Below are 19,222 nucleotides of genomic sequence, written 5' to 3'. Positions count from 1 at the left end.
GGGTGAGTGACATCCGCTGCCTGGTGACGGGCGCGACCGGCTACATCGGTGGCCGGTTGACGCCGCGACTGCTCGACAAGGGCCATTGCGTGCGCGCCATGGCCCGCAACCCCGACAAGCTCGCCGGCGCCGAATGGCGGGAACGCGTCGACGTCGTCCGCGGGGATCTCGCCGAACCGGACTCGCTGACCGCGGCGTTCGACGGAACCGACGTCGTCTACTACCTGGTGCACTCGATGGGCACCGCCAAGGATTTCGTCGCCGAGGAGGCGCGCGCTGCACGCAACGTGGCGGCCGCCGCCAGGCAGGCGGGCGTGCGCCGGTTGGTGTACCTGGGCGGCCTGCATCCCGAGGGCGCCGAGCTGTCGCCGCATCTGCGGTCGCGCGCCGCGGTCGGCGATGTCCTGGTGGACTCCGGCGTGGAAACCGTTGTGCTGCAAGCAGGAATAGTGGTCGGTTCGGGTTCGGCGTCGTTCGAGATGATCCGGCACCTGACCAACCGGCTGCCCGCGATGACGGCGCCGAAGTGGGTACACAACAAGATCCAGCCGATCGCGATCGACGACGTGCTGCACTACCTGACCGAAGCGGCGACGGCGCCGGTCGGATCGTCGCGGGCGTGGGACGTCGGCGGACCGGACGTGATGGAGTACGGCGACGCGCTCCAGATCTATGCCGAGGTGGCCGGGCTGCGCAGGCGGTTGATCGTGGCGCTGCCGTTTCTGACCCCGACGATCGCGAGCCTGTGGATCGGGCTTGTCACACCGATGCCGCCCGGCCTGGCGCGTCCGCTGATCGAATCGCTGGAATGCGATGCGGTGATGCGTAATTCAGACATCGACGACGTCATCGCGCCACCCCCGACCGGCCTGACCGGCTACCGCGACGCGGTCGCACGCGCGTTGCAGCACGGTCCGCTGCCGAGTGATCCGAGTTGGGCTGGCCCGCGCTAGGGCCTGCGCAGCGCCGACGCGTTGTCGTTGTCGGCCTGCAACGGGATGCCGGTGCGCGCCGCGGTTGTCAGCATCTGCTCGATCACGTTCTTGCCCAACGCCGTTTCGCCGGGCAGTTCGATCGGGTAGTTGCCGTCGAAGCAGGCCGAGCACAGCCTCGATGTCGGCTGCTCGGTGGCCGCGATCATGCCCGCCTGTGAGATGTAGCCCAGGGTGTCGGCGCCGATGGCGTGCCGCACCGCCTCGGTCATGTCGGCCTCGTTCGCCTCCATGCTCTTGGCGTTGGCGATCAACTCGGCCGGCGTGGCGAAGTCGATGCCGTAGAAGCACGGCCACTTCACCGGCGGCGAGGCGATCCGCACATGCACCTCGATGGCACCCGCCTCGCGCAACATCCGGACCAGCGCGCGCTGGGTGTTGCCGCGCACGATCGAATCGTCGACGACGATCAGCCGCTTACCGCGGATCACTTCCTTCAGCGGGTTGAGCTTGAGACGGATGCCCAACTGCCGGATGGTCTGCGACGGCTGGATGAAAGTCCGCCCCACATAAGCGTTTTTCATCAGGCCCTGGCCGTAGGGGATGCCCGACTCCTGCGCATAACCGACCGCCGCCGGTGTGCCGGACTCGGGCACACCGATCACCAGGTCGGCGTCGATGGGATGCTCGCGCGCCAGCGCCCTGCCGATGTCGACGCGGGTCTTGTGCACCGATCGCCCCGCAAGCGTGCTGTCCGGCCGGGCCAGATACACGTATTCGAACACGCAGCCCTTGGGCTCAGGGTTGGCGAAGCGGGTGGAGCGCACCCCGTCGGCGTCGATGGCCAGCAGTTCGCCCGGCTCGATGTCGCGCACGAAGGACGCACCGACGATGTCGAGTGCGGCGGTTTCGGAGGCGACCACCCAGCCGCGGTCCAACCGGCCCAGCGACAGCGGACGTACCCCGTACGGATCGCGCGCCGCGTAGAGGGTGTTCTCGTCCATGAACGTCAGGCAGAACGCGCCGCGCACGGTCGGCAGCAGTTCCAGCGCCGCCTGCTCGAGCGTGGAGTCAGCGGCGCCGTGGGCCAGCAGCGCGCCCAGAATGTCGGAGTCTGTGGTCGCGGCGGGAGCGCCGCGGGTGCCGAGCAGACCGGCTTCGCGGGCACGGGCGGCCAACTCGGTGGCGTTGACCAGGTTGCCGTTGTGGCCGAGCGCGACGCCGGTGCCTGCAGCGGTGTTGCGGAACACCGGCTGGGCGTTCTCCCAGGTGGTGGAGCCGGTGGTGGAGTAGCGGCAGTGCCCGATGGCGACGTGGCCTTCCATCGCGGCCAGCGTCTGTTCGTCGAAGACCTGGCTGACCAGGCCGAGATCCTTGAACACCAGCACCTGCGAACCGTCGGCGACGGCGATGCCTGCGGCTTCCTGGCCGCGGTGCTGAAGCGCGTACAAGCCGTAGTAGGTGAGTTTGGCGACTTCTTCGCCCGGCGCCCAGACGCCGAATACGCCACACTCTTCGCGGGGTTCTGGATCGGTCTGCGGGCCGGTCACGATATGGCTGCTCCCAGGGCGGGGGGGTAGACGCACCCAGTCTACGGCTACCACCGAGTAATCACGGAATCGCGACGCAGTGTCGCGTGACACACCAACAAACTGTCTAGCTCAGACATTTCCGTCGACGGCAACCAGCGGCAACCAGTGGGCTATCTCACTTGCCCGCGATCCGGACAACTGCAGGCCGCCCGTCGCGGTGGCGCCTTCCACGTCGAGCAGGCCCGTGGCCAGCAGCAGCCACGTGCGCGGATCCGCCTCGACGACGTTCGGCGGGTTCCCGCGGCGGTGCGCAGGCCCGGAAATACATTGCACCGCAACAAAAGGAGGCACCCGGACCTCGACGCTGGCGCCGGGCGCGACGGCTGCAAGGGTGCGGGCGGTCAACCGAACCGCCTCGCCAAGTTCGGTGCGGCCGGGTTCGGGCCTGCCTGCGTCCTTCAACCACGCGAGAACTGCGGAAACGGCGGCGCGGGTCTTCGCCGGATCGGCACTGCGGCGGGCGGCCATACCTTAGATTCTCAAAGTGCTCGTCGACCGCCACCGACCGCCCTATAAAGCGGCGGGCGCGGTCTTCCTGGCGATCGCGGCGGCCGTTGCGGTTTTCATCTTTCTCGCGTTTCGCGGCGCGCTGACCGACAACATCCAATTGACCCTGCTGTCACCGCGGGCCGGCCTCGTCGTCGAACGGGGATCGAAGGTGACCTACAACGGCGTGCAGATCGGCCGGGTGGCGCGGATCGCGATGGACGACCAGAAGGCGAAGCTCACGCTCGACGTCAACCGCCGCTATGTGAAGTTCATCCCGGCCAACGTCGCCGCCGAGATCAGGGCCACCACGGTGTTCGGCAACAAGTACATCTCCCTGAGCTCCCCGAAAAACCCGGCGCCGCAACGGATTACCCCCAGCGACGTGATCGACGCCTCGGCTGTCACGACGGAGTTCAACACGCTGTTCGAGACGGTCACCGCGATCGCCGAGCAGGTGGACCCCATCAAGCTGAATCAGACGCTGGCCGCCGCCGCCGATGCGCTGACCGGCCTTGGCGATCGGTTCGGCGAATCGCTGGAGAATGGCAATCAGATCCTCGGCGAACTGAATCCGCAGATGCCGCAGGTCGCCGCCGACAACCGCGGGCTGGCAGACCTGGCAGACATCTACGCCGACGCGTCGCCCGATCTCTTCAGCGGCCTCGGGCATGCAGTGCGGACCGCGCAGACCTTCAACGAGTACCACGCCGACATCGACGAGGTGTTGATGGCCGCAGTCGGGTTCGCCAACGATGCCGCCGACAGCTTCGAACGTGGCGGACCGTATCTGGTCCGCGGCGCCGCCGACCTGGTCCCGACGACGCAACTTCTCGACAATTACCAGGGCATGATCTTCTGCACGATTCGCAAGTTCTCGGTCGTGCAGAAACAGGTCTCCAAGGCGCTCGGCGGCAACGGCTATTCGCTGGCGTCGTCGTCGGGCACGGTCGGCGGCGGCGGCAACCCGTACGTCTATCCCGACAACCTGCCCCGCACCAACGCCAGGGGCGGGCCGGAAGGCAGGCCGGGCTGCTGGCAGGACATTTCGCGGGACCTGTGGCCCGCCCCGTATCTGGTGATGGACACCGGCGCTTCGATCGCGCCGTACAACCATTTCGAACTCGGCCAACCGATACTGATCGACTACGTGTGGGGCCGACAAGTCGGCGAGAACACGATCAACCCGTGAGCGTTGACATGAACGTTTGTTGAGGTTCTACGTTGACGCCATGGCATTCAAATCCCACGAACTCGAGTTCCTGAGCCAGGCGGAGCTGGGCCGGTTGGCCACCATCCAGCCCGACGGCACGCTGCAGAACAGTCCGGTCGGATTCGTCTACAACGACGAACTGGGCACCATCGACATCGCCGGCTACGGGATGTCGAAGAGCCAGAAGTACCGCAATATCGCCCACAACAACAAGGTGGCGTTCGTCGTCGACGACATCACGTCGCGCGACCCGTGGCGGGTTCGCTGCCTGGAAATCCGCGGCACCGCCGAGCAAGCCGAGATTCCGCCGCCGGGCAATGGCGTGGACACCGCGATCATCCGGGTGACGCCACGGCGGATCATCAGCTTCGGCATCGACGACCAGGTCAGCGAGCCGCATCAGCTGCACGTAGATCGTCGGGACGCCTGAATCAAGAGATCTCGCGGACTGCGGTTCACCGACGGCTGGCCGCCGCCGTCGGTTGGACGGGTAACGACGTCAGTCGACGGGAAACCCGAACAGCTTGACGACGCCGTGATCTCGGCCCGCCGTGTAGCCACCGTCGACCGCGATCGCCTGCCCGGTGACAAACGAGGCATCAAGGGAGACAAGGAAAGCCGCCATCGCGGCCACCTCCTCCGGTTGCCCTCGGCGCCCCAGCGCGTGCTCCTCGGTGATCGAACGCAACGGGCCCTCCATACCTTCGAAGCCCATCACGCTTTCCAGCATCGGGGTGTCGATGAAGCCGGGGCAGATGGCATTCGCCCGGATTCCGCTCGGGCCGTAGTCGAGCGCGATGTTCTTGGTGAGCAACACGACGCCGCCCTTCGCGGCGTTGTACGCACTGCCGCCCGCTGTGCCTTCGAGACCCTCGATGCTCGCGAGCGTCACCACCGATCCGCGCTCTCCGCCGATGCGCGGCTGTTCGATCATCCGGGCCAGCGCCGCCTTGGCCACCAGGTACGTCCCGGTGAGATTGATCCGGATCACCCGCTCCCACTCCTCGCGGGGCAGCAGGTGGATCGGGCCGCCGCCTGCGACACCTGCGCAGTGCACCACTCCGTCGAGCCGCCCACGCACAGCGGCGAACACGGCACCGACCGCGTCTTCGTCGGTGATGTCGGCCGCCACGAAATCGAAGCGATCACCGAGATCGTCTGGCGGGTCTGCAATGTCTGTTCCGACGACGGTGCCGCCCTCGGCCAGCAGCCGCCTGGCGGTGGCGAGCCCGATGCCCGACGCGGCTCCGGTCACAACGAAGGTGCGCGAGCGCGCGCGATCAGCGTTGGTCACCCGGTGCTCCTCTGGTCCGAGGCCGATGACCCTAGCCGCCTCGCGCGGCGTTGTACGCGAAGTGCGGTCAACCCGGCGGCCTCGTTGATCGCCAGGTGCAGCAGAATCGGCGCGATCACGCTGCCGGATCGCGCGTGCAGCCAACCGAACACCCAACCCGCGGCGCCGGTCGCCAGCACGGTGCCCGCCACCGGTTGCCCGGTGACGCGGGCGTCGACGACGTGCCACAGGCCGAACGCCGCCGCCTGCAGCAGCCTGCCGCGGGTCGGGCCGAATGCCGCCTCCGCGACGGTGCCCAGCGCGGCCCGGTAGGCGGCCTCCTCCGGCCACACCGTGCCGACCGGGATGGTCAGCAGCAGCCAGCGGGCGGTGCCCTTAGGCAATTCGCGTTCGGCCATCGCGTTGCGCACCGGCGGCAGCGCCGACACGGCGGCGATGCCCAGCGCGGCGACCGCACCCGCCGCGAGCCCGTGCCGGATACCCGACCACAGCGTGGGCGGGCGAAAACCCAACGGGGACTGCGTGATTGCGACCAGGCCGGTGCCCAGCGACGCGTTCGGAACCGGATGCCACCGCACCCGAGGCGCGGCGAAGCTCCAGCCGACCAGTGCCGCGGCAAGACCAAGAGCGCGAGTCTTGCTGGGCCGCATCAGTATTCGGGCCCGTCTTCGGACTCAGTCTTCTGCAGCGCGATGCGGATGCGTTCGGTGTCGTGCTGGGTCCAGCCGTCCGGCGGGGTGACGGCCGCCCAGCCGTCGAGCACGAAGTCGCCGTAGTTGTGGCCGTGCCCACCTGGCACCGACGACGCATTCGTCATGTCGGCCGCGACCTGCCAGAAGGTGATGATCGGATACCAGCGCATCGACGCGGTCCGGTCCCGGCCCGGCGGCTCCCTCAGCCAGTCGGGCCGGGTGAACAGCAGATTCTCCGACCACCACACGATCGGGTCCGACGGATGCTGCAGGAACAGCACCCGGGTGCCCTCCCACGGCGCCATCGTGTCGTCGTGGATCTCGTTGGCGTCGATACCTTGTGAGAACCGCACCGTGCGGCCGTTGTCGTACCGCGGCTCCACCTCGGTGGTGCCCGGGTCGCGGCGGGCGATGAGGCCCCTCCACATCGGGCTCGCGTTGGGCGGACCGACCCACAGCACCGACGAGAAGCCCATCCGCGAGATGTCGGGCAGCCAGCCGAATGCGCCCTGCCCGGCCATCGATCCGAGGCTTTCGCCGTAGAGCACCAGCTTCGGCCTGCGGTCGGCGGGTAACTGCGTCCACCGTTGGTGGATGGCGTCGATCATCATCCGTCCGGACCGCATGGACTTCTCTTTGTCGCCGAGGAAAGAAATCCAGCTGGGCAGAAAGGAATACTGCGATCCGACCAGCGCGGTGTCGCCGTTGTACATCATCTCGATCGCCCGCGCGGCGACGGGGTTGATCCATCCGGTGCCGGTGGTCGGGATGATGACGAGCAGCTTGCGGTCGAATGCGCCGGTGCGTTCGAGTTCGCTCAGCAGCACCGCCATTCGGCTCTCGTCGTCCTCGGCGGTGTTCAACCCGACGTACACGCGGATCGGTTCCTTGGCGGGCCTGCCGTTCAACCGGGTCAACTCGTCCACGTGCGGGCCGGTGGCCACGAAATTACGGCCCTGGTAGCCCAGCGTGTCCCACGGCGCGTATGACGCTGGGCTGCCCGATCTTTCAGGCTGCAGCGGCTGCACGATGCCCGCACGGGTGGTGGTGTTCTGCGGCTGGAACACCCGGTTCGCGCCTGCCAGGAAACCGCGCACCAGGACGCCGTTGATCAGCGTCACGGCCAGCACCACCACGATGGCGGTACCGATGAACAGCGCCATCTCGTCGTGCAGATGCCAACGTCGGATCAAGAACCGGGCCATGGTTTTGATCACGTCGAGCAGCACTCGCGACACAGCCACGCACACCGCGGCGACCGCCAGTGCGATGATCAGGGTGCGCATGTACCCCAGCGTGTTCGGGCCCTCCATGCCCATCACCGACGAGACCTGACGCTGCCACGCTGCCGCGGGGATCATCATCAACACACACGCCGACACCGAACCCGCGACGACGACCGTCTTCACCGCGTACATCACCCGTTTCGACGGTGGCCACCAGTCCCGTCGGCGCAACACGAAGCGCCGCACCATCTTTTCCAGGAACGCGCCGATGCCGTAGCCGATCGCCGCGTTCAGGCCCCCGATCAAGCCTTGGAACAACCAGTCACGCGGCAGCAGCGACGGGGTCAACGAGAGGCAGAAGAACAGCGCGCCGACGGCCACCCCGGTGAAGTCGAGGTGGACCAGGCTCCACGCCCAGACGAGTAGCGGATGTCGTTCTTTGACCGCCCCGGTCACCCGAACAACCCGGGAAGCACGCCCTCCGACGTGCTGCGCAGGTCCTCCAACGAAACCGTGAACAAGCCCTGTACTTCGATCGAATCGCTGCCTTCGTCGACGACGCCGATCCGCGTCGCGGGCAGCCCGCGTGCCTCGCACATCGCGCGCAATCGGCTCTCCTCGGTGCGCGGCACCGCGACGAGCACCCGGCCCGCGGACTCGCTGAACAACGTGACAAACGGATCCGCGTTCTCCGGAACCACGATGCGGCAACCGGTTTCGCCTGCCAGAGCCGCCTCTACGACGGCCTGCATCAGCCCGCCTTCGGACAGGTCGTGCGCCGCGGACACCAGCCCGTCGCGCGACGCCGCGGCGAGCACCTCGGCCAGCAGCTTCTCGCGGGCAAGGTCGACCTTCGGCGGCAGCCCGCCGAGATGGTCGGCGGTGACCTGGGCCCAGATCGAGCCGTCGAATTCGTCGCGGGTGTCGCCGAGCAGGAGCAGGGTCTCACCGGGCTCGGTGCCCAGCCCCGTCGGGATGCGCCGCTTGACGTCGTCGATCACACCGAGCACCCCGACCACCGGCGTCGGCAGGATCGGCGTGGTTCCGGTCTGGTTGTAGAAGCTGACGTTGCCGCCCGTGACCGGAATGCCAAGTGCTGCACACCCATCCGCCAACCCGCGGACGGCCTGGCTGAACTGCCACATCACCGCCGGGTCTTCCGGTGAACCGAAGTTGAGGCAGTTGGTCACCGCGACCGGATTGGCACCGGTAGCCGCGACGTTGCGATACGCCTCGGCCAGCGCGAGTTGCGCACCGGTGTACGGGTCGAGTTGGGTGTAGCGGCCCGACGCGTCGGTGGACACCGCGATGCCGCGGCCGGTGGTCTCGTCGACGCGCAGCACGCCGCCGTCGGCGTGCTCGGCGAGCACGGTGTTGCCACGCACGTAGCGGTCGTACTGCTCGGTGATGAACGCCCGACTGCACAGGTGCGGACTACCAAGCAGCGCAAGCAGAGTGGCCTTCAGTTCCTCTCCGGTCTTCGGCCGCGGCAGATGGGCCGAGGTGTCTGCGTTGAGCGCGTCCTGGGTGTCCGGACGCTGCACGGGCCGCTCGTACACCGGGCCCTCGTGGGCGACCGTGCGCGGCGGTACGTCGACCACCGTCTCGCCGTTCCAGGTGATCTCCAGTCGGTCGCCGTCGGTGACCTCACCGATGACGGTGGCCAGCACCTCCCACTTGCGGCACACGGCCATGAACTTGTCCACGTTCTCAGGGGTGACGACCGCGCACATCCGTTCCTGCGACTCGCTGGACAGGATTTCGGCGGGCGTCATGTTGGCGGCGCGCAGCGGCACGGCGTCGAGCTCTATTTTCATTCCACCGTCGCCAGCCGACGCGAGTTCGGATGTGGCACAGGATAATCCGGCGCCGCCGAGGTCCTGGATGCCGACGACCAGATCGGCGGCATACAGCTCGAGGCAGCACTCGATGAGCACCTTCTCCATGAACGGATCGCCGACCTGCACGCTGGGCAGCTTCTTGCGACCCGATGCGCCCCCCTCGTCGCCGCCGAAGGTCTCGGATGCCAGCACCGAAACGCCGCCGATGCCGTCGAGGCCGGTGCGCGCACCGAACAGGATGATCTTGTTGCCGGTGCCGGACGCGAACGCCAGGTGCAGGTCCTCCTTGCGCAGCACGCCGACGCACAGCGCATTCACCAACGGGTTGCCGGCATAGGACGCGTCGAACACCGTCTCGCCGCCGATATTGGGCAGTCCCAGCGAGTTTCCGTAGCCGCCGATGCCGCGCACCACCCCGTCGACCACCCGGCGGGTGTCGGGCGCGTCGGCGGCGCCGAACCGCAACTGGTCCATCACCGCCACCGGTCGTGCGCCCATCGCCATGATGTCGCGGACGATGCCGCCCACACCGGTGGCCGCGCCCTGATACGGCTCGATGTAGGAGGGATGGTTGTGCGACTCCACCTTGAACGTGGCCGCCCAGCCGTCGCCGATGTCGACGACGCCGGCGTTCTCGCCGATGCCGGCGAGCATCGCCTCACGCATCTTCTCCGTGGTGGTCTCACCGAAGTAGCGCAGATGCACCTTCGACGACTTGTACGAGCAGTGCTCGCTCCACATCACCGAGTACATCGCCAGCTCGGCGTCGGTGGGCCTGCGACCGAGGATCTCGCGTATCCGCTGGTACTCGTCGTCCTTCAGGCCGAGTTCGCGGAACGGCTGCGGTTGCTCGGGAGTGGCGGTGGCGTGGTCGACAGTGTCAAGGGCGTTGGTGAGCTCCGACGTCACCCGGCCAGTCTAGTTTGGCCAGCATCCTCGCGGGTATCGCGACGCTCATGGGTCAAACCGTTGCTGATTTCCTGCTCGCCCGCCTGCGCGAATGGGGGGTCGAGCAGGTCTTCGGCTATCCGGGCGACGGCATCAACGGGATCGTCGCCGCGTTCGGCGATGCCGACAACCAGCCGCGGTTCGTGCAGGCACGCCACGAGGAGATGGCGGCGTTCGCGGCCACCGGTTATGCGAAGTTCTCCGGCGACGTCGGCGTCTGCCTCGCCACCTCGGGACCCGGTGCGATTCACCTGCTCAACGGGCTCTACGACGCCAAGCTCGACCACACGCCCGTCGTGGCCATCGTCGGCCAGACGGCGCGCAGCGCGATGGGCGGCAGCTATCAGCAGGAAGTCGACCTGCAGACCCTGTTCAAGGACGTGGCCAGCGACTACCTGGTCGAGGTCAACGTCGCCAGCCAGTTACCGAACGCCATCGACAGGGCGATTCGGACCGCGCGCGCTCGCAGGGCACCGACCGCTGTGGTGATCCCGTCGGATCTGCAGGAGGAGCCGTACGAACCGCCCGCGCACGCGTTCAAACAGGTGCCGTCGAGCGGTCCGCACGACGTCGAACCGCTGGCCTCCGCCGACCCTGTCGCGATCTCGCTCGCGGCCGACATCCTCAACGCCGGTTCGCGGGTGGCCATCCTCGTCGGCCAGGGCGCCCGCGGGGCGGCCACCGAAATCCACGAAGTGGCCGAACGCACCGGAGCGGGTGTCGCCAAGGCGCTGCTGGGCAAGGACGTGCTCACCGATGATCTGCCCTACGTCACGGGAGCGATCGGCCTGCTCGGCACCAGGGCGAGCTATGAGCTGATGCGCGACTGCGACACGCTGCTGATCGTCGGCTCCAACTTCCCCTACAGCCAGTTCCTGCCCGAGTACGGCAAGGCCAGAGCCGTGCAGATCGACATCGACGGCGCCAACATCGGCATGCGCTACCCCACCGAGGTCAACATCGTGGCCGACGCCAAAACCGCTCTCGCCGAACTACTTCCGTTGCTGAACCGGAAGACGGAGCGGTCTTGGCGGGACACCGTCGAGGGCAACGTCGCGCGCTGGTGGCAGACCGTGGAACGCCAGGTGATGCTGTCGGCCAAGCCGGTGAATCCGATGCGGGTGGTGTGGGAGCTGTCGAGCCGGCTGCCCGCCGACGCGATCGTCACCGGCGACTCCGGTTCGTCGACCAACTGGTACGCGCGGTGCCTGCGGTTCGGGCCGGGGATGCGCGGTTCGCTGTCGGGGACGTTGGCCACCATGGGTCCGGCGGTGCCGTACGCGATCGGCGCCAAGTACGCCCACCCGGACCGCCCGGTGGTGGCCTTGGTGGGCGACGGCGCGATGCAGATGAACGGGCTGGCCGAACTGCTCACCGTCCGCAGGTACTGGCAGCAGTGGTCGGATCCGCGGCTGGTGGTGTGCGTGTTCCACAACAACGACCTGTCGCACGTCACGTGGGAGCTGCGGGCGATGGGCGGCGCACCGAAATTCGAGGAGTCGCAGACCCTGCCCGAGGTGTCCTACGCCGACGTGGCACGCGCGATGGGGTTGACGGCGATCGCCGTCGACGACCCGGAGCAGCTTGGCGCGGCGTGGGACCAGGCGCTGTCAGCAGGCGAGCCCGTCGTGCTCGACGTGCGCACGGATCCGGAGGTGCCACCCATCCCGCCGCACGCCACCTACGACGAGATGAAGTCGATGGCCGAGGCCATCCTCAAGGGCGACCCGAACGGTTGGCATGTGGTCGGCGAACTCGCGAAGAACAAGGCCGCTGAACTCGTCACCCGCGTGGGTTTGTCCAGGGGCAGCTCTTAGTCAGCAGAGGACGTGACGCAGAACGCGTTGCCCTCCGGGTCGGCCAGCACCACCCACGAGACCGGGCCCAGGCTGTGCCGTCCGGTCTCCTTGGCGCCGAGATCGACCAGCCGCTGCACTTCCGCCTCGACGTCGGCAGCGGTGAAGTCGAGGTGGATCTTGTTCTTCCCCGGCGTCGGGTCCGCGACTTTCTGGAACAGCAACTTGGGCTCCGGCTGGCGTTCGACGGCGACGTATTCGCCTGCGACATAAGGGGTTAACTGTCCGCCGGCAGCCTGCGCCCACCACTGGGCCGCGGTGTCCGGGTCAGTGGTGTCGAACGTGATCGATTCCACGTTGAGTGTCATGGCGCGAGCCTAGGTCAAGCCGGTGACAAAAAGGCCGCGAGCGCCGCGGCGTAGGCGGCGACGTCGGCGGCGCCCATCAGCTCCCGCGCCGAGTGCATGGCCAGTTGCGGCGCACCGACGTCGACAGTGGGAATGCCGGTGCCCGCCGCCGTCATCGGGCCGATCGTCGACCCGCACGGCAGGTCGGCCCGATGCTCGTAGCGCTGCAGCGGCACGCCTGCCTGGGCGCACGCCATGGCGAACGCCGCGGCGGTGCGGCCGTCGGTGGCGTAGCGCAGGTTCGGCTGCACCTTGAGCACCGGGCCACCGTTGACCTCGATCAGATGCCCCGGTTCGTGACGCTCGGGATAGTTCGGATGCGTTGCGTGCGCCATGTCCCCGGAGGCCACCATCGACGTCGACACCCTGCGCAGGTAGTCCTCGCGGCCACCGCCTGCGGCCAACGTGATGCGCTCCAGCACCGTCGGCAGCAGTTCGGACTGCGCACCGTGGTCCGACTGCGAGCCGACCTCTTCGTGGTCGAAGAGGGCGAGCACCGGAAGATGCTCCTTCGGCTGCGCGGCCAGGAAGGCTTCGAGCCCCGCATAACAGGTGGCCTGGTTGTCCAGCCGCGGTGCGCTGACCAGCTCCTGGTTCGCGCCGACCAGCCGCGACGGGTTCAGGTCGTGGGTCATCAGGTCGTAGCCGAGCACATCGGCTTCCGGGACGCCTGCGTGCTCGGCGACGTACCGGAGAAACGACCCACTGCCGGTGCCGACGCCCCACACCGCGTTGACGTGCCGCTGCGGGTCCAGCGACACCGATTTGCGGTCCTCGGCCAGGTGAATGGCCAGCTGAGGCACCCGCAGGATCGGCTCGTCGATGCGAACCGGCCAGTGGTCGACCGTGTTGCCGACCCGGATCGACAGCCGGCCGCTGATGCCGAGGTCGCGGTCCAGCCAGGAGTTCAGCCACGCCCCGCCGTAGGGCTGCAGCGCCACGATCTGCCAACCGGCGACGAAGCGGTCGGGATGCTGCTTGACCCGAAGATTGGGGCTGTCGGTGTGGGCGCCGACGATGCGAAACGGCGTCGTGGCCTCGTCGCCTGCGATCCAGGCGACCAGCGATCCGGCCCGCACCGTGAAGAAGCGTCCCGAGGCGGGCCACGCGTCGGCTTCGGACAGTTCGGTGAACCCGGCGTCGGTCAGCCGCTGCGCGGCCGTCGCACACACGTGAAACGGCGAAGGTGACGCGTCGATGAACTCACATAGCCCCTTGGCACTTGCCGACATGGTTAACCATCATGGCCGACGATCTTGACGATAAGGTCAGACGGTGCCCGAGCCACTGCCACAACCGGTAACGGCGCCGCTGACACCGGCAGCCATCTTCCTCGTGGTCACCATCGACGAGGACGGCGAGGCCGCGGTGCACGACGCGCTGCCCGACATCGCGGGGTTGGTGCGCGCGGTCGGCTTCCGCGACCCGGACAAGAAGTTGTCGGTGGTCACCTCGATCGGCTCCGACGCGTGGGACCGGTTGTTCTCCGGTCCTCGGCCTGCCGAGCTGACACCGTTCATCGAACTAAACAGCGGCCGCCACAAGGCTCCCGCGACGCCCGGCGATCTGCTGTTTCACATCCGGGCGAACTCGATGGATATGTGCTTCGAGTTGGCGGGCCGGATCGTCAAGGCGTTGGGGGCGGTGACGGTCGTCGACGAGACACACGGTTTCCGGTTCTTCGACAACCGCGATCTGCTCGGCTTCGTCGACGGCACCGAGAATCCGGACGGGCCACTCGCGGTGTCGGCCACCGAGATCGGCGACGAGGACCCCGACTTCGCCGGCGGCTGCTACGTCCACGTGCAGAAGTATCTGCACGACATGTCGGCGTGGGACGCACTGTCGGTCACCGAGCAGGAACTGGTGATTGGGCGCAGCAAGCTCGAGGACATCGAGATGGACGACGATGTGAAGCCGGCCAACTCGCACATCGCGCTGAACGTGATCGAGGACGACGACGGCAACGAACTCAAGATCGTCAGGCACAACATGCCGTTCGGCGAGATCGGCAAGGGCGAGTACGGAACGTATTTCATCGGCTACTCGCGCACGGCCGCGGTGACCGAGCGGATGCTGCGCAACATGTTCATCGGTGATCCGCCGGGGAACACCGACCACATCCTCGAGTTCTCGACGGCGATCACCGGCGGTAAGTTCTTCACGCCGATCGTCGACTTCCTCAATGATCCACCGCCGCTTCCGGATTCGGAACCTGCAGAAGACCAACCAGATGTCGCTGTTGCGCCCGTCGGCACCAACGGGTCGCTGGCGATCGGCAGCCTGAAAGGAATTCGTCAATGAACAACCTGTATCGCGAGCTGGCTCCGATCACCGATGCCGCTTGGCAGCAGATCGAAGAAGAGGCCGCGCGAACGTTCAAGCGGCACATCGCCGGACGGCGCGTCGTCGACGTGAGTGAGCCGGGTGGCCCGGTGACCGCGGGCATCAGCACGGGACATCTGCTCGACGTCACGTCACCGGGCGACGGTGTGGTGGCTCACCTGCGTGAGGCTAAACCGCTGGTGCGGCTGCGGGTTCCATTCACGGTGTCGCGCATCGCGATCGACGACGTCGAGCGGGGGTCGCAGGACTCGGACTGGGATCCGGTCAAAGACGCCGCCAAGAAGTTGGCGTTCGTCGAGGACCGGGCGATCTTCGAGGGATATCAGGCGGCGTCCATCGACGGAATCCGCGCATGCAGTTCGAATACGGCGCTGGCGCTGCCGCAGGACGCCCGCGAGATTCCTGACGTGATCGCCCAAGCGTTGTCGGAGCTGCGTCTGGCAGGCGTCGACGGGCCGTATTCGGTGCTGCTGTCGGCCGACGTGTACACGAAGGTCAGTGAGACCACCGAGCACGGGTATCCGATCCGCGAGCACCTCAACCGGCTCGTCGACGGCGACATCATCTGGGCGCCCGCGATCGACGGCGCGTTCGTGTTGTCGACGCGCGGCGGCGATTTCGATCTGCAGCTGGGCACCGACGTGTCGATCGGCTACTCCTCGCATACCGCCGACAACGTCGAGCTGTACCTCGAGGAGACACTGACGTTCCTCTGCTACACCGCGGAGGCCTCGGTCGCGCTGACGCCGTAGCGTTTCCTACAGCGCCGAGCGGGCGTCCGGTTCGTCGATCAATTCGTTGGTCTGCAGATCGAGCCGCTGCGGGCGGGTGGTCCGTGCCGCGTCCGTCGTCACCTTCATCACCAGATCCGCCGGATTCAGGTTGTGTGCCCGCGCCCCCGCGACCGCCGCGTCGACGGCTTCCTGTTCTCCGATGTCGCGGCCACCGGCGTAGACCTTCGTCGTGTGGGCGTAGGCGGTGGTGCCGTTTGACGGCCGGTGGAACGAGACCGTCCGCACGGCGGCGGGCTCCTCGGGTGGGCCGGTGAAGGCGCCGGTGGTGTCGAACTGGTTGACCACGGCCACCGCCGCACCGTTGTCGGAGATCAGTTCGACGTGCAGTTCGGTGAGGTCCCTTGCCACTAGCGACGGTCCGTTCACGGTGACCGTCGACCCGCCGACCACCGCCCGCCGAAGCAGCGCGTAGCTGCGGAATATCGGGTTCGGCGCGATGTTGGCGTTGAACTCGGTGTGCAACGCCAGCGTCGATTGAGCGACGACGGCGTGCGCGGCATGGGCGTAGTGGACGGTGGCCGAGTAGCCCCACGTGTTGACGGTGTCGGTCAAGATGATCATGGCGGCCCCTTCTGCCCTGCGATCAGCTGCAACTGCAGGATGACAAATTCGGCGGGTCTGAGTGGGGCGAAACCGACGACGACGTTCAGGACGCCGTTGTCGATGTCGTCGTCGGTCGTGGTTTGCCTGCCGCAGTTGACGAAATAGGCGTCTCTTTCCGTCTGCCCCTGAAAGGCGCCTTTCCTGAAGAGGTCATTCATGAACGCGCCGACCGTGAGCCGGATCTGCGCCCACAGTGGTTCGTCGTTGGGTTCGAACATCGCCCATTGCAGTCCGCGTTGCAGGCTTTCCTCGATGAACAGCGCGGTGCGCCGGACGGGGATGTACTTGAACTCGTCGGCGTTGACGTCGGCGCCGCGCATGGTGCGTGCTCCCCACACCACCGGGCCGACCGTCGGAAAGGTGCGAATCACGTTGATGCCGTGCTGATTCAGCGGGCCCGCCTGGGCATCGGAAAGATTCTCCGATAGCCCCACCACACCGGCGAGTGAGGCGTCGGCGCCTGCCGGGGCCTTCCAGACGCCGCGGGTAGCGTCGGTGCGCGCGATCACTCCGGCTACCGCGCCACATGGGGCGAACGGCTCGATCTGGTTCCCGCGCAATGGATTCTTCTGCAGCAGCCGCGGATAGAAGACCGCAGCATTGCGGGCGGCCGTTTCGATGGATTGGAATTGGGAGAGCCGATCGGTCAGGTCGGCGCGGGTCCAGTCGGCCGGCGCGTCGACGAGGAGGAACGCACGGCGTTCGACGCAGTAGTCGAGGATGTCCCGGTACACGGGCGCCGGCACCGAGTGGTCGAGGGTATTGGCCGACACGCACACGAGGTTGACGAGGTCGACGTGCGCGAGCTGGTACTTACCGGTTCGTGCCGCCCGGTCGCCTGCATAAGCGGCGAGGTCCAGTGGCGCGCTGGGGTGGCCGACGTCGGTGGGCTGCACGTGATCCCATGTCGCGGTGCCGGTGCCGTCGACCGATTCGCCGGGAGGCTCGACCAACGCATCGGGATCGGCGATCCGCACCAACGCGGACTCGCGCGCCAACACTCGATCGACGCGGCGCGCAGTGTCTTTGACCGTCAGGTTGAGGAACTTCTCCTGTGGTCCGCCCGGCCTGGCCCTGACGCGCAAGCTGAACAGGTCGTCGGTCGTCAACCCCAGGTCGGTTGCCACCCCGGCATCGCCGTCGTGTTTGACTTGCGCTTCAAGGCTGTTGGCCCAATCTCCGGGTGACGTGGCGACCAGCGTGACGGGGTGGACGGTACCCGCTTTGAGGACGGCTGCCGGGTTGCCCACGGATGGGTTTTCATAGAGCCGAACGATGACCGCCTGCGATCCACCGTTGGCGAAGAAGTCGCGGACCGCGAAGCCCATCGGGTAGTTCAGGTCGAGGGGACCGAACTGGTCGATGAAGTCGGTGAGATCAAAGACGCTGACCGGCTTGTCGGTGGGGCCCATCGCCGCCTGGCCGAGAAAGGCTGTAGTCGACGTCGCAACACCAGCGATGGGGTGTCCCGCTGGGGACTCCTCGATAAAGACACCCGGGTGGGAGACGTCGTCCGGCATCTGACTGATATTCGTCGCCTGCGCCGAGATTCGCAGGCGTTCTGTCAGAGCTGCATCTGCGCGAGCCGCGTGCGAGCTCGACCGTCGGTGAGCTCGTCGCGTGATTCCGGATGTGTCCAATAAAAGCGGATCAACTGACGCAACGCGGAGCCGTTTGGGGTCATCGCCTGGGCCGGCAACATGGCGAAATTGCCGTCAGACAGCACGAATACGACAGCTCCCAGTGTGGATTGGTGCTGTCCGGGCGCCCTGTCTGAAATGTCTGCCACTTGATGCCAGTCGACGGACACAGGACGCCAGCGCTGTGCCAGTTCGAATCCACCCGGCGTCAATCGGAGGTATCGGCTGCTACCGCGTCGAACGAATCGCCACAACACCGGTACTCCAAATGCGACGATCACACAACTGGCGGGTAGCAGCGAATGCCGCATCACCGGTGGGACTGGCACATCGAGCCTCCCAAGAGGTGCGAGCACCGCGATCAGAGCGCTTGCCACCACGAGGCCGGCGATCGACACCTGTACAGAAATATCGATGCCTCGATCTGGGCGGAATGTGGTTCCTGTGCCATCGACTTCGACGCGGGGGCTCACATTTCCCCTGACGATCTTTATCAGCGGTGCTATGAGTCCATAGCAGAATGCGCAGCCGCCGATGGCCGCGACCGCCGTGGGGTACCCGCCCCGCACCGTAGCGCGAACGGCAACGGTCGCCGCCAAACTCCCGATCAGGCCGAGGAAGACCCACGCCAGCACCGCGGTTCGCAGATTCATCGGCCGGACCTGGCCTCAGTGCGGTGCGACCAACGAGAACAGCTTGTCGTCGGTGCGCTGCACCAGTGTGGTGTTGACCTTCCACACCTCTTTGGCTTCGTCCGGAGCGGGGCCCGGAATGGACCAGAGAGTGTCACACGTCGACAGGTCGACCGCTTGCGCGGTGCCGTCGCCTTTCGCGACAGCCGTTTCACCGTCGGATGCGATGTAATAGACACCGAGGCTGTCGCCTTCGCAGGTCTTTCCTGGTGCACGGGTCCTCACGTCGAACTGCTGCCACTGCCGATGATCGGCATCTGCAGCGAAGAAATACCGCGAGCCGATGACGCGGGCCTCCGCCGCGGGCGCTGACGGCGGAAGCTGCAGAAGGACCCGGCCGTCGAGGCTGAAAACGGCGCGGCCTGAGTCCGCTGAGATCATCGGCAGATCAAGCGATCCGAGATCGAGCTTGCCTTCCATCGCCGGATCGCTCAGCTTCCTTCCCGTCTCGTCGAAGAACGCGACGCGTTCCTTGAAGAGGTCATTCGCGGGTGCATATTCGTATCCGAAGCCGCCGGGATACACGACCGCTCGTTTCAATTCCACCCCGTGCGGCAGAGAAGGATTCACGATTCTGCCGTCGGCCACAGAGAACACGACGTCTGCTAACCCGCCATTACCTTGGACCGCCAGTCTCGATGGAGGAATGTCTCGATCCGGCTCCGTGAATTGCGTTGACAGGTCACCATCACCCGGCACGAACCACGTTCTCTCACCGCG

18 protein-coding genes are annotated in these 19,222 nt (G+C 66.9%); 6 read left to right on the top strand and 12 right to left on the bottom strand.

The genetic code is table 11. The features are described 5' to 3' along the window. The first annotated feature begins 2 nt into the window (after nucleotides 1–2). Nucleotides 3–953, top strand: coding sequence for an NAD(P)H-binding protein (locus tag C1A30_RS30240; protein ID WP_101951911.1), 951 nt, complete (start codon nucleotides 3–5; stop codon nucleotides 951–953). Here the strand turns inward: C1A30_RS30240 and purF are convergent. Both purF and C1A30_RS30230 read right to left on the bottom strand, forming a co-directional pair. Next, nucleotides 950–2,482, bottom strand: coding sequence for an amidophosphoribosyltransferase (purF, locus tag C1A30_RS30235; protein ID WP_101951910.1), 1,533 nt, complete (start codon nucleotides 2,480–2,482; stop codon nucleotides 950–952). The genes C1A30_RS30240 and purF overlap by 4 nt on opposite strands. A 111-nt stretch (nucleotides 2,483–2,593) precedes the next feature. Continuing rightward, a complete protein-coding gene (locus C1A30_RS30230; protein ID WP_101951909.1) occupies nucleotides 2,594–2,992 on the bottom strand; it encodes a sterol carrier family protein in 399 nt (132 codons plus the stop codon). A gap of 16 nt (nucleotides 2,993–3,008) precedes the next feature. On the opposite strand from C1A30_RS30230, the gene C1A30_RS30225 reads away from it, so the two are divergent. Then, a complete protein-coding gene (locus C1A30_RS30225; RefSeq protein WP_101951908.1) occupies nucleotides 3,009–4,202 on the top strand; it encodes an MCE family protein in 1,194 nt (397 codons plus the stop codon). A gap of 40 nt (nucleotides 4,203–4,242) precedes the next feature. Continuing rightward, complete coding sequence (locus C1A30_RS30220; RefSeq protein WP_101951906.1) at nucleotides 4,243–4,653, top strand: PPOX class F420-dependent oxidoreductase; 411 nt, start codon at nucleotides 4,243–4,245, stop codon at nucleotides 4,651–4,653. Nucleotides 4,654–4,722: 69 nt separating this feature from the next. Here C1A30_RS30220 and C1A30_RS30215 read toward each other — a convergent pair whose 3' ends face one another. From C1A30_RS30215 to purL, 4 genes are read right to left on the bottom strand one after another with little or no spacing between them, the layout of a single operon-like run. Next, nucleotides 4,723–5,517 carry an SDR family NAD(P)-dependent oxidoreductase gene (locus C1A30_RS30215; protein WP_101951905.1) on the bottom strand — a complete coding sequence of 265 codons (795 nt, stop codon included), beginning with the start codon at nucleotides 5,515–5,517 and terminating at the stop codon, nucleotides 4,723–4,725. Continuing rightward, the gene (locus tag C1A30_RS30210; RefSeq protein ID WP_101951904.1) at nucleotides 5,514–6,167 is read right to left on the bottom strand and encodes a CPBP family intramembrane glutamic endopeptidase; all 654 of its coding nucleotides are present in this window, start codon (nucleotides 6,165–6,167) and stop codon (nucleotides 5,514–5,516) included. The genes C1A30_RS30215 and C1A30_RS30210 overlap by 4 nt, the downstream gene beginning before the upstream one ends. Beyond that, nucleotides 6,167–7,891, bottom strand: coding sequence for an alpha/beta-hydrolase family protein (locus tag C1A30_RS30205; protein WP_101951902.1), 1,725 nt, complete (start codon nucleotides 7,889–7,891; stop codon nucleotides 6,167–6,169). The genes C1A30_RS30210 and C1A30_RS30205 overlap by 1 nt, the downstream gene beginning before the upstream one ends. Further along, nucleotides 7,888–10,185 (bottom strand): phosphoribosylformylglycinamidine synthase subunit PurL, encoded by a 2,298-nt coding sequence (gene purL, locus C1A30_RS30200; protein ID WP_101951901.1) that lies wholly within the window; start codon nucleotides 10,183–10,185, stop codon nucleotides 7,888–7,890. Before purL ends, C1A30_RS30205 begins: the two co-directional genes overlap by 4 nt. A gap of 47 nt (nucleotides 10,186–10,232) precedes the next feature. Between purL and C1A30_RS30195 the strand changes: the two genes are divergently transcribed. Then, a complete protein-coding gene (locus C1A30_RS30195; RefSeq protein WP_101952990.1) occupies nucleotides 10,233–12,041 on the top strand; it encodes a thiamine pyrophosphate-requiring protein in 1,809 nt (602 codons plus the stop codon). Here C1A30_RS30195 and C1A30_RS30190 read toward each other — a convergent pair. Together C1A30_RS30190 and C1A30_RS30185 are read right to left on the bottom strand one after the other, a co-directional pair. Beyond that, nucleotides 12,038–12,388: a VOC family protein gene (locus C1A30_RS30190; protein WP_101951900.1), complete on the bottom strand. Its 351-nt coding sequence runs from the start codon at nucleotides 12,386–12,388 to the stop codon at nucleotides 12,038–12,040. The two genes, C1A30_RS30195 and C1A30_RS30190, sit on opposite strands and share 4 nt — an antisense overlap. A gap of 14 nt (nucleotides 12,389–12,402) precedes the next feature. Next, entirely contained in the window at nucleotides 12,403–13,659 is a 1,257-nt protein-coding gene (locus tag C1A30_RS30185; RefSeq protein WP_101951898.1) for a M18 family aminopeptidase, read from the bottom strand. A 43-nt stretch (nucleotides 13,660–13,702) separates the two neighbouring features. Between C1A30_RS30185 and C1A30_RS30180 the strand changes: the two genes are divergently transcribed. Both C1A30_RS30180 and C1A30_RS30175 read left to right on the top strand, forming a co-directional pair. Continuing rightward, a complete protein-coding gene (locus C1A30_RS30180; RefSeq protein WP_101951897.1) occupies nucleotides 13,703–14,731 on the top strand; it encodes a Dyp-type peroxidase in 1,029 nt (342 codons plus the stop codon). Further along, entirely contained in the window at nucleotides 14,728–15,525 is a 798-nt protein-coding gene (locus C1A30_RS30175; protein WP_101951895.1) for a family 1 encapsulin nanocompartment shell protein, read from the top strand. The genes C1A30_RS30180 and C1A30_RS30175 overlap by 4 nt, the downstream gene beginning before the upstream one ends. Nucleotides 15,526–15,531: 6 nt before the next feature. Here C1A30_RS30175 and C1A30_RS30170 read toward each other — a convergent pair whose 3' ends face one another. The 4 genes from C1A30_RS30170 to C1A30_RS36260 are packed head-to-tail and all read right to left on the bottom strand — an operon-like array spanning nucleotide 15,532 to nucleotide 19,099. Further along, on the bottom strand, nucleotides 15,532–16,128 hold the full coding sequence (locus C1A30_RS30170) for a hypothetical protein (RefSeq protein ID WP_101951893.1): 597 nt from the start codon (nucleotides 16,126–16,128) through the stop codon (nucleotides 15,532–15,534). Continuing rightward, nucleotides 16,125–17,690 (bottom strand): phage tail sheath subtilisin-like domain-containing protein, encoded by a 1,566-nt coding sequence (locus tag C1A30_RS30165; RefSeq protein ID WP_101951892.1) that lies wholly within the window; start codon nucleotides 17,688–17,690, stop codon nucleotides 16,125–16,127. Before C1A30_RS30165 ends, C1A30_RS30170 begins: the two co-directional genes overlap by 4 nt. Nucleotides 17,691–17,734: 44 nt before the next feature. Beyond that, nucleotides 17,735–18,463: a hypothetical protein gene (locus C1A30_RS30160; protein ID WP_101951890.1), complete on the bottom strand. Its 729-nt coding sequence runs from the start codon at nucleotides 18,461–18,463 to the stop codon at nucleotides 17,735–17,737. Nucleotides 18,464–18,478: 15 nt separating this feature from the next. Then, nucleotides 18,479–19,099, bottom strand: a complete 621-nt coding sequence (locus C1A30_RS36260) for a hypothetical protein (RefSeq protein WP_235010264.1) — start codon at nucleotides 19,097–19,099, stop codon at nucleotides 18,479–18,481. Between the last annotated feature and the right edge of the window lie 123 nt (nucleotides 19,100–19,222).

The organism is Mycobacterium sp. 3519A (assembly GCF_900240945.1).
GTDB lineage: Bacteria > Actinomycetota > Actinomycetes > Mycobacteriales > Mycobacteriaceae > Mycobacterium.
Note: the sequence above shows the minus strand (reverse complement) of the source record. Positions and strands in the feature narration are given on the sequence as shown.

Excerpts from the sequence above, each read along its gene's own strand:
- C1A30_RS30230 (WP_101951909.1), bottom strand. The coding sequence starts at position 2,992 with ATGGCCGCCCGCCGCAGTGCCGATCCGGCGAAGACCCGCGCCGCCGTT.
- C1A30_RS30220 (WP_101951906.1), top strand. The coding sequence starts at position 4,243 with ATGGCATTCAAATCCCACGAACTCGAGTTCCTGAGCCAGGCGGAGCTG.
- C1A30_RS30210 (WP_101951904.1), bottom strand. The coding sequence starts at position 6,167 with ATGCGGCCCAGCAAGACTCGCGCTCTTGGTCTTGCCGCGGCACTGGTC.
- C1A30_RS30195 (WP_101952990.1), top strand. The coding sequence starts at position 10,233 with ATGGGTCAAACCGTTGCTGATTTCCTGCTCGCCCGCCTGCGCGAATGG.
- C1A30_RS30190 (WP_101951900.1), bottom strand. The coding sequence starts at position 12,388 with ATGACACTCAACGTGGAATCGATCACGTTCGACACCACTGACCCGGAC.
- C1A30_RS30185 (WP_101951898.1), bottom strand. The coding sequence starts at position 13,659 with ATGTCGGCAAGTGCCAAGGGGCTATGTGAGTTCATCGACGCGTCACCT.
- C1A30_RS30175 (WP_101951895.1), top strand. The coding sequence starts at position 14,728 with ATGAACAACCTGTATCGCGAGCTGGCTCCGATCACCGATGCCGCTTGG.
- C1A30_RS30170 (WP_101951893.1), bottom strand. The coding sequence starts at position 16,128 with ATGATCATCTTGACCGACACCGTCAACACGTGGGGCTACTCGGCCACC.
- C1A30_RS30165 (WP_101951892.1), bottom strand. The coding sequence starts at position 17,690 with ATGCCGGACGACGTCTCCCACCCGGGTGTCTTTATCGAGGAGTCCCCA.
- C1A30_RS30160 (WP_101951890.1), bottom strand. The coding sequence starts at position 18,463 with ATGAATCTGCGAACCGCGGTGCTGGCGTGGGTCTTCCTCGGCCTGATC.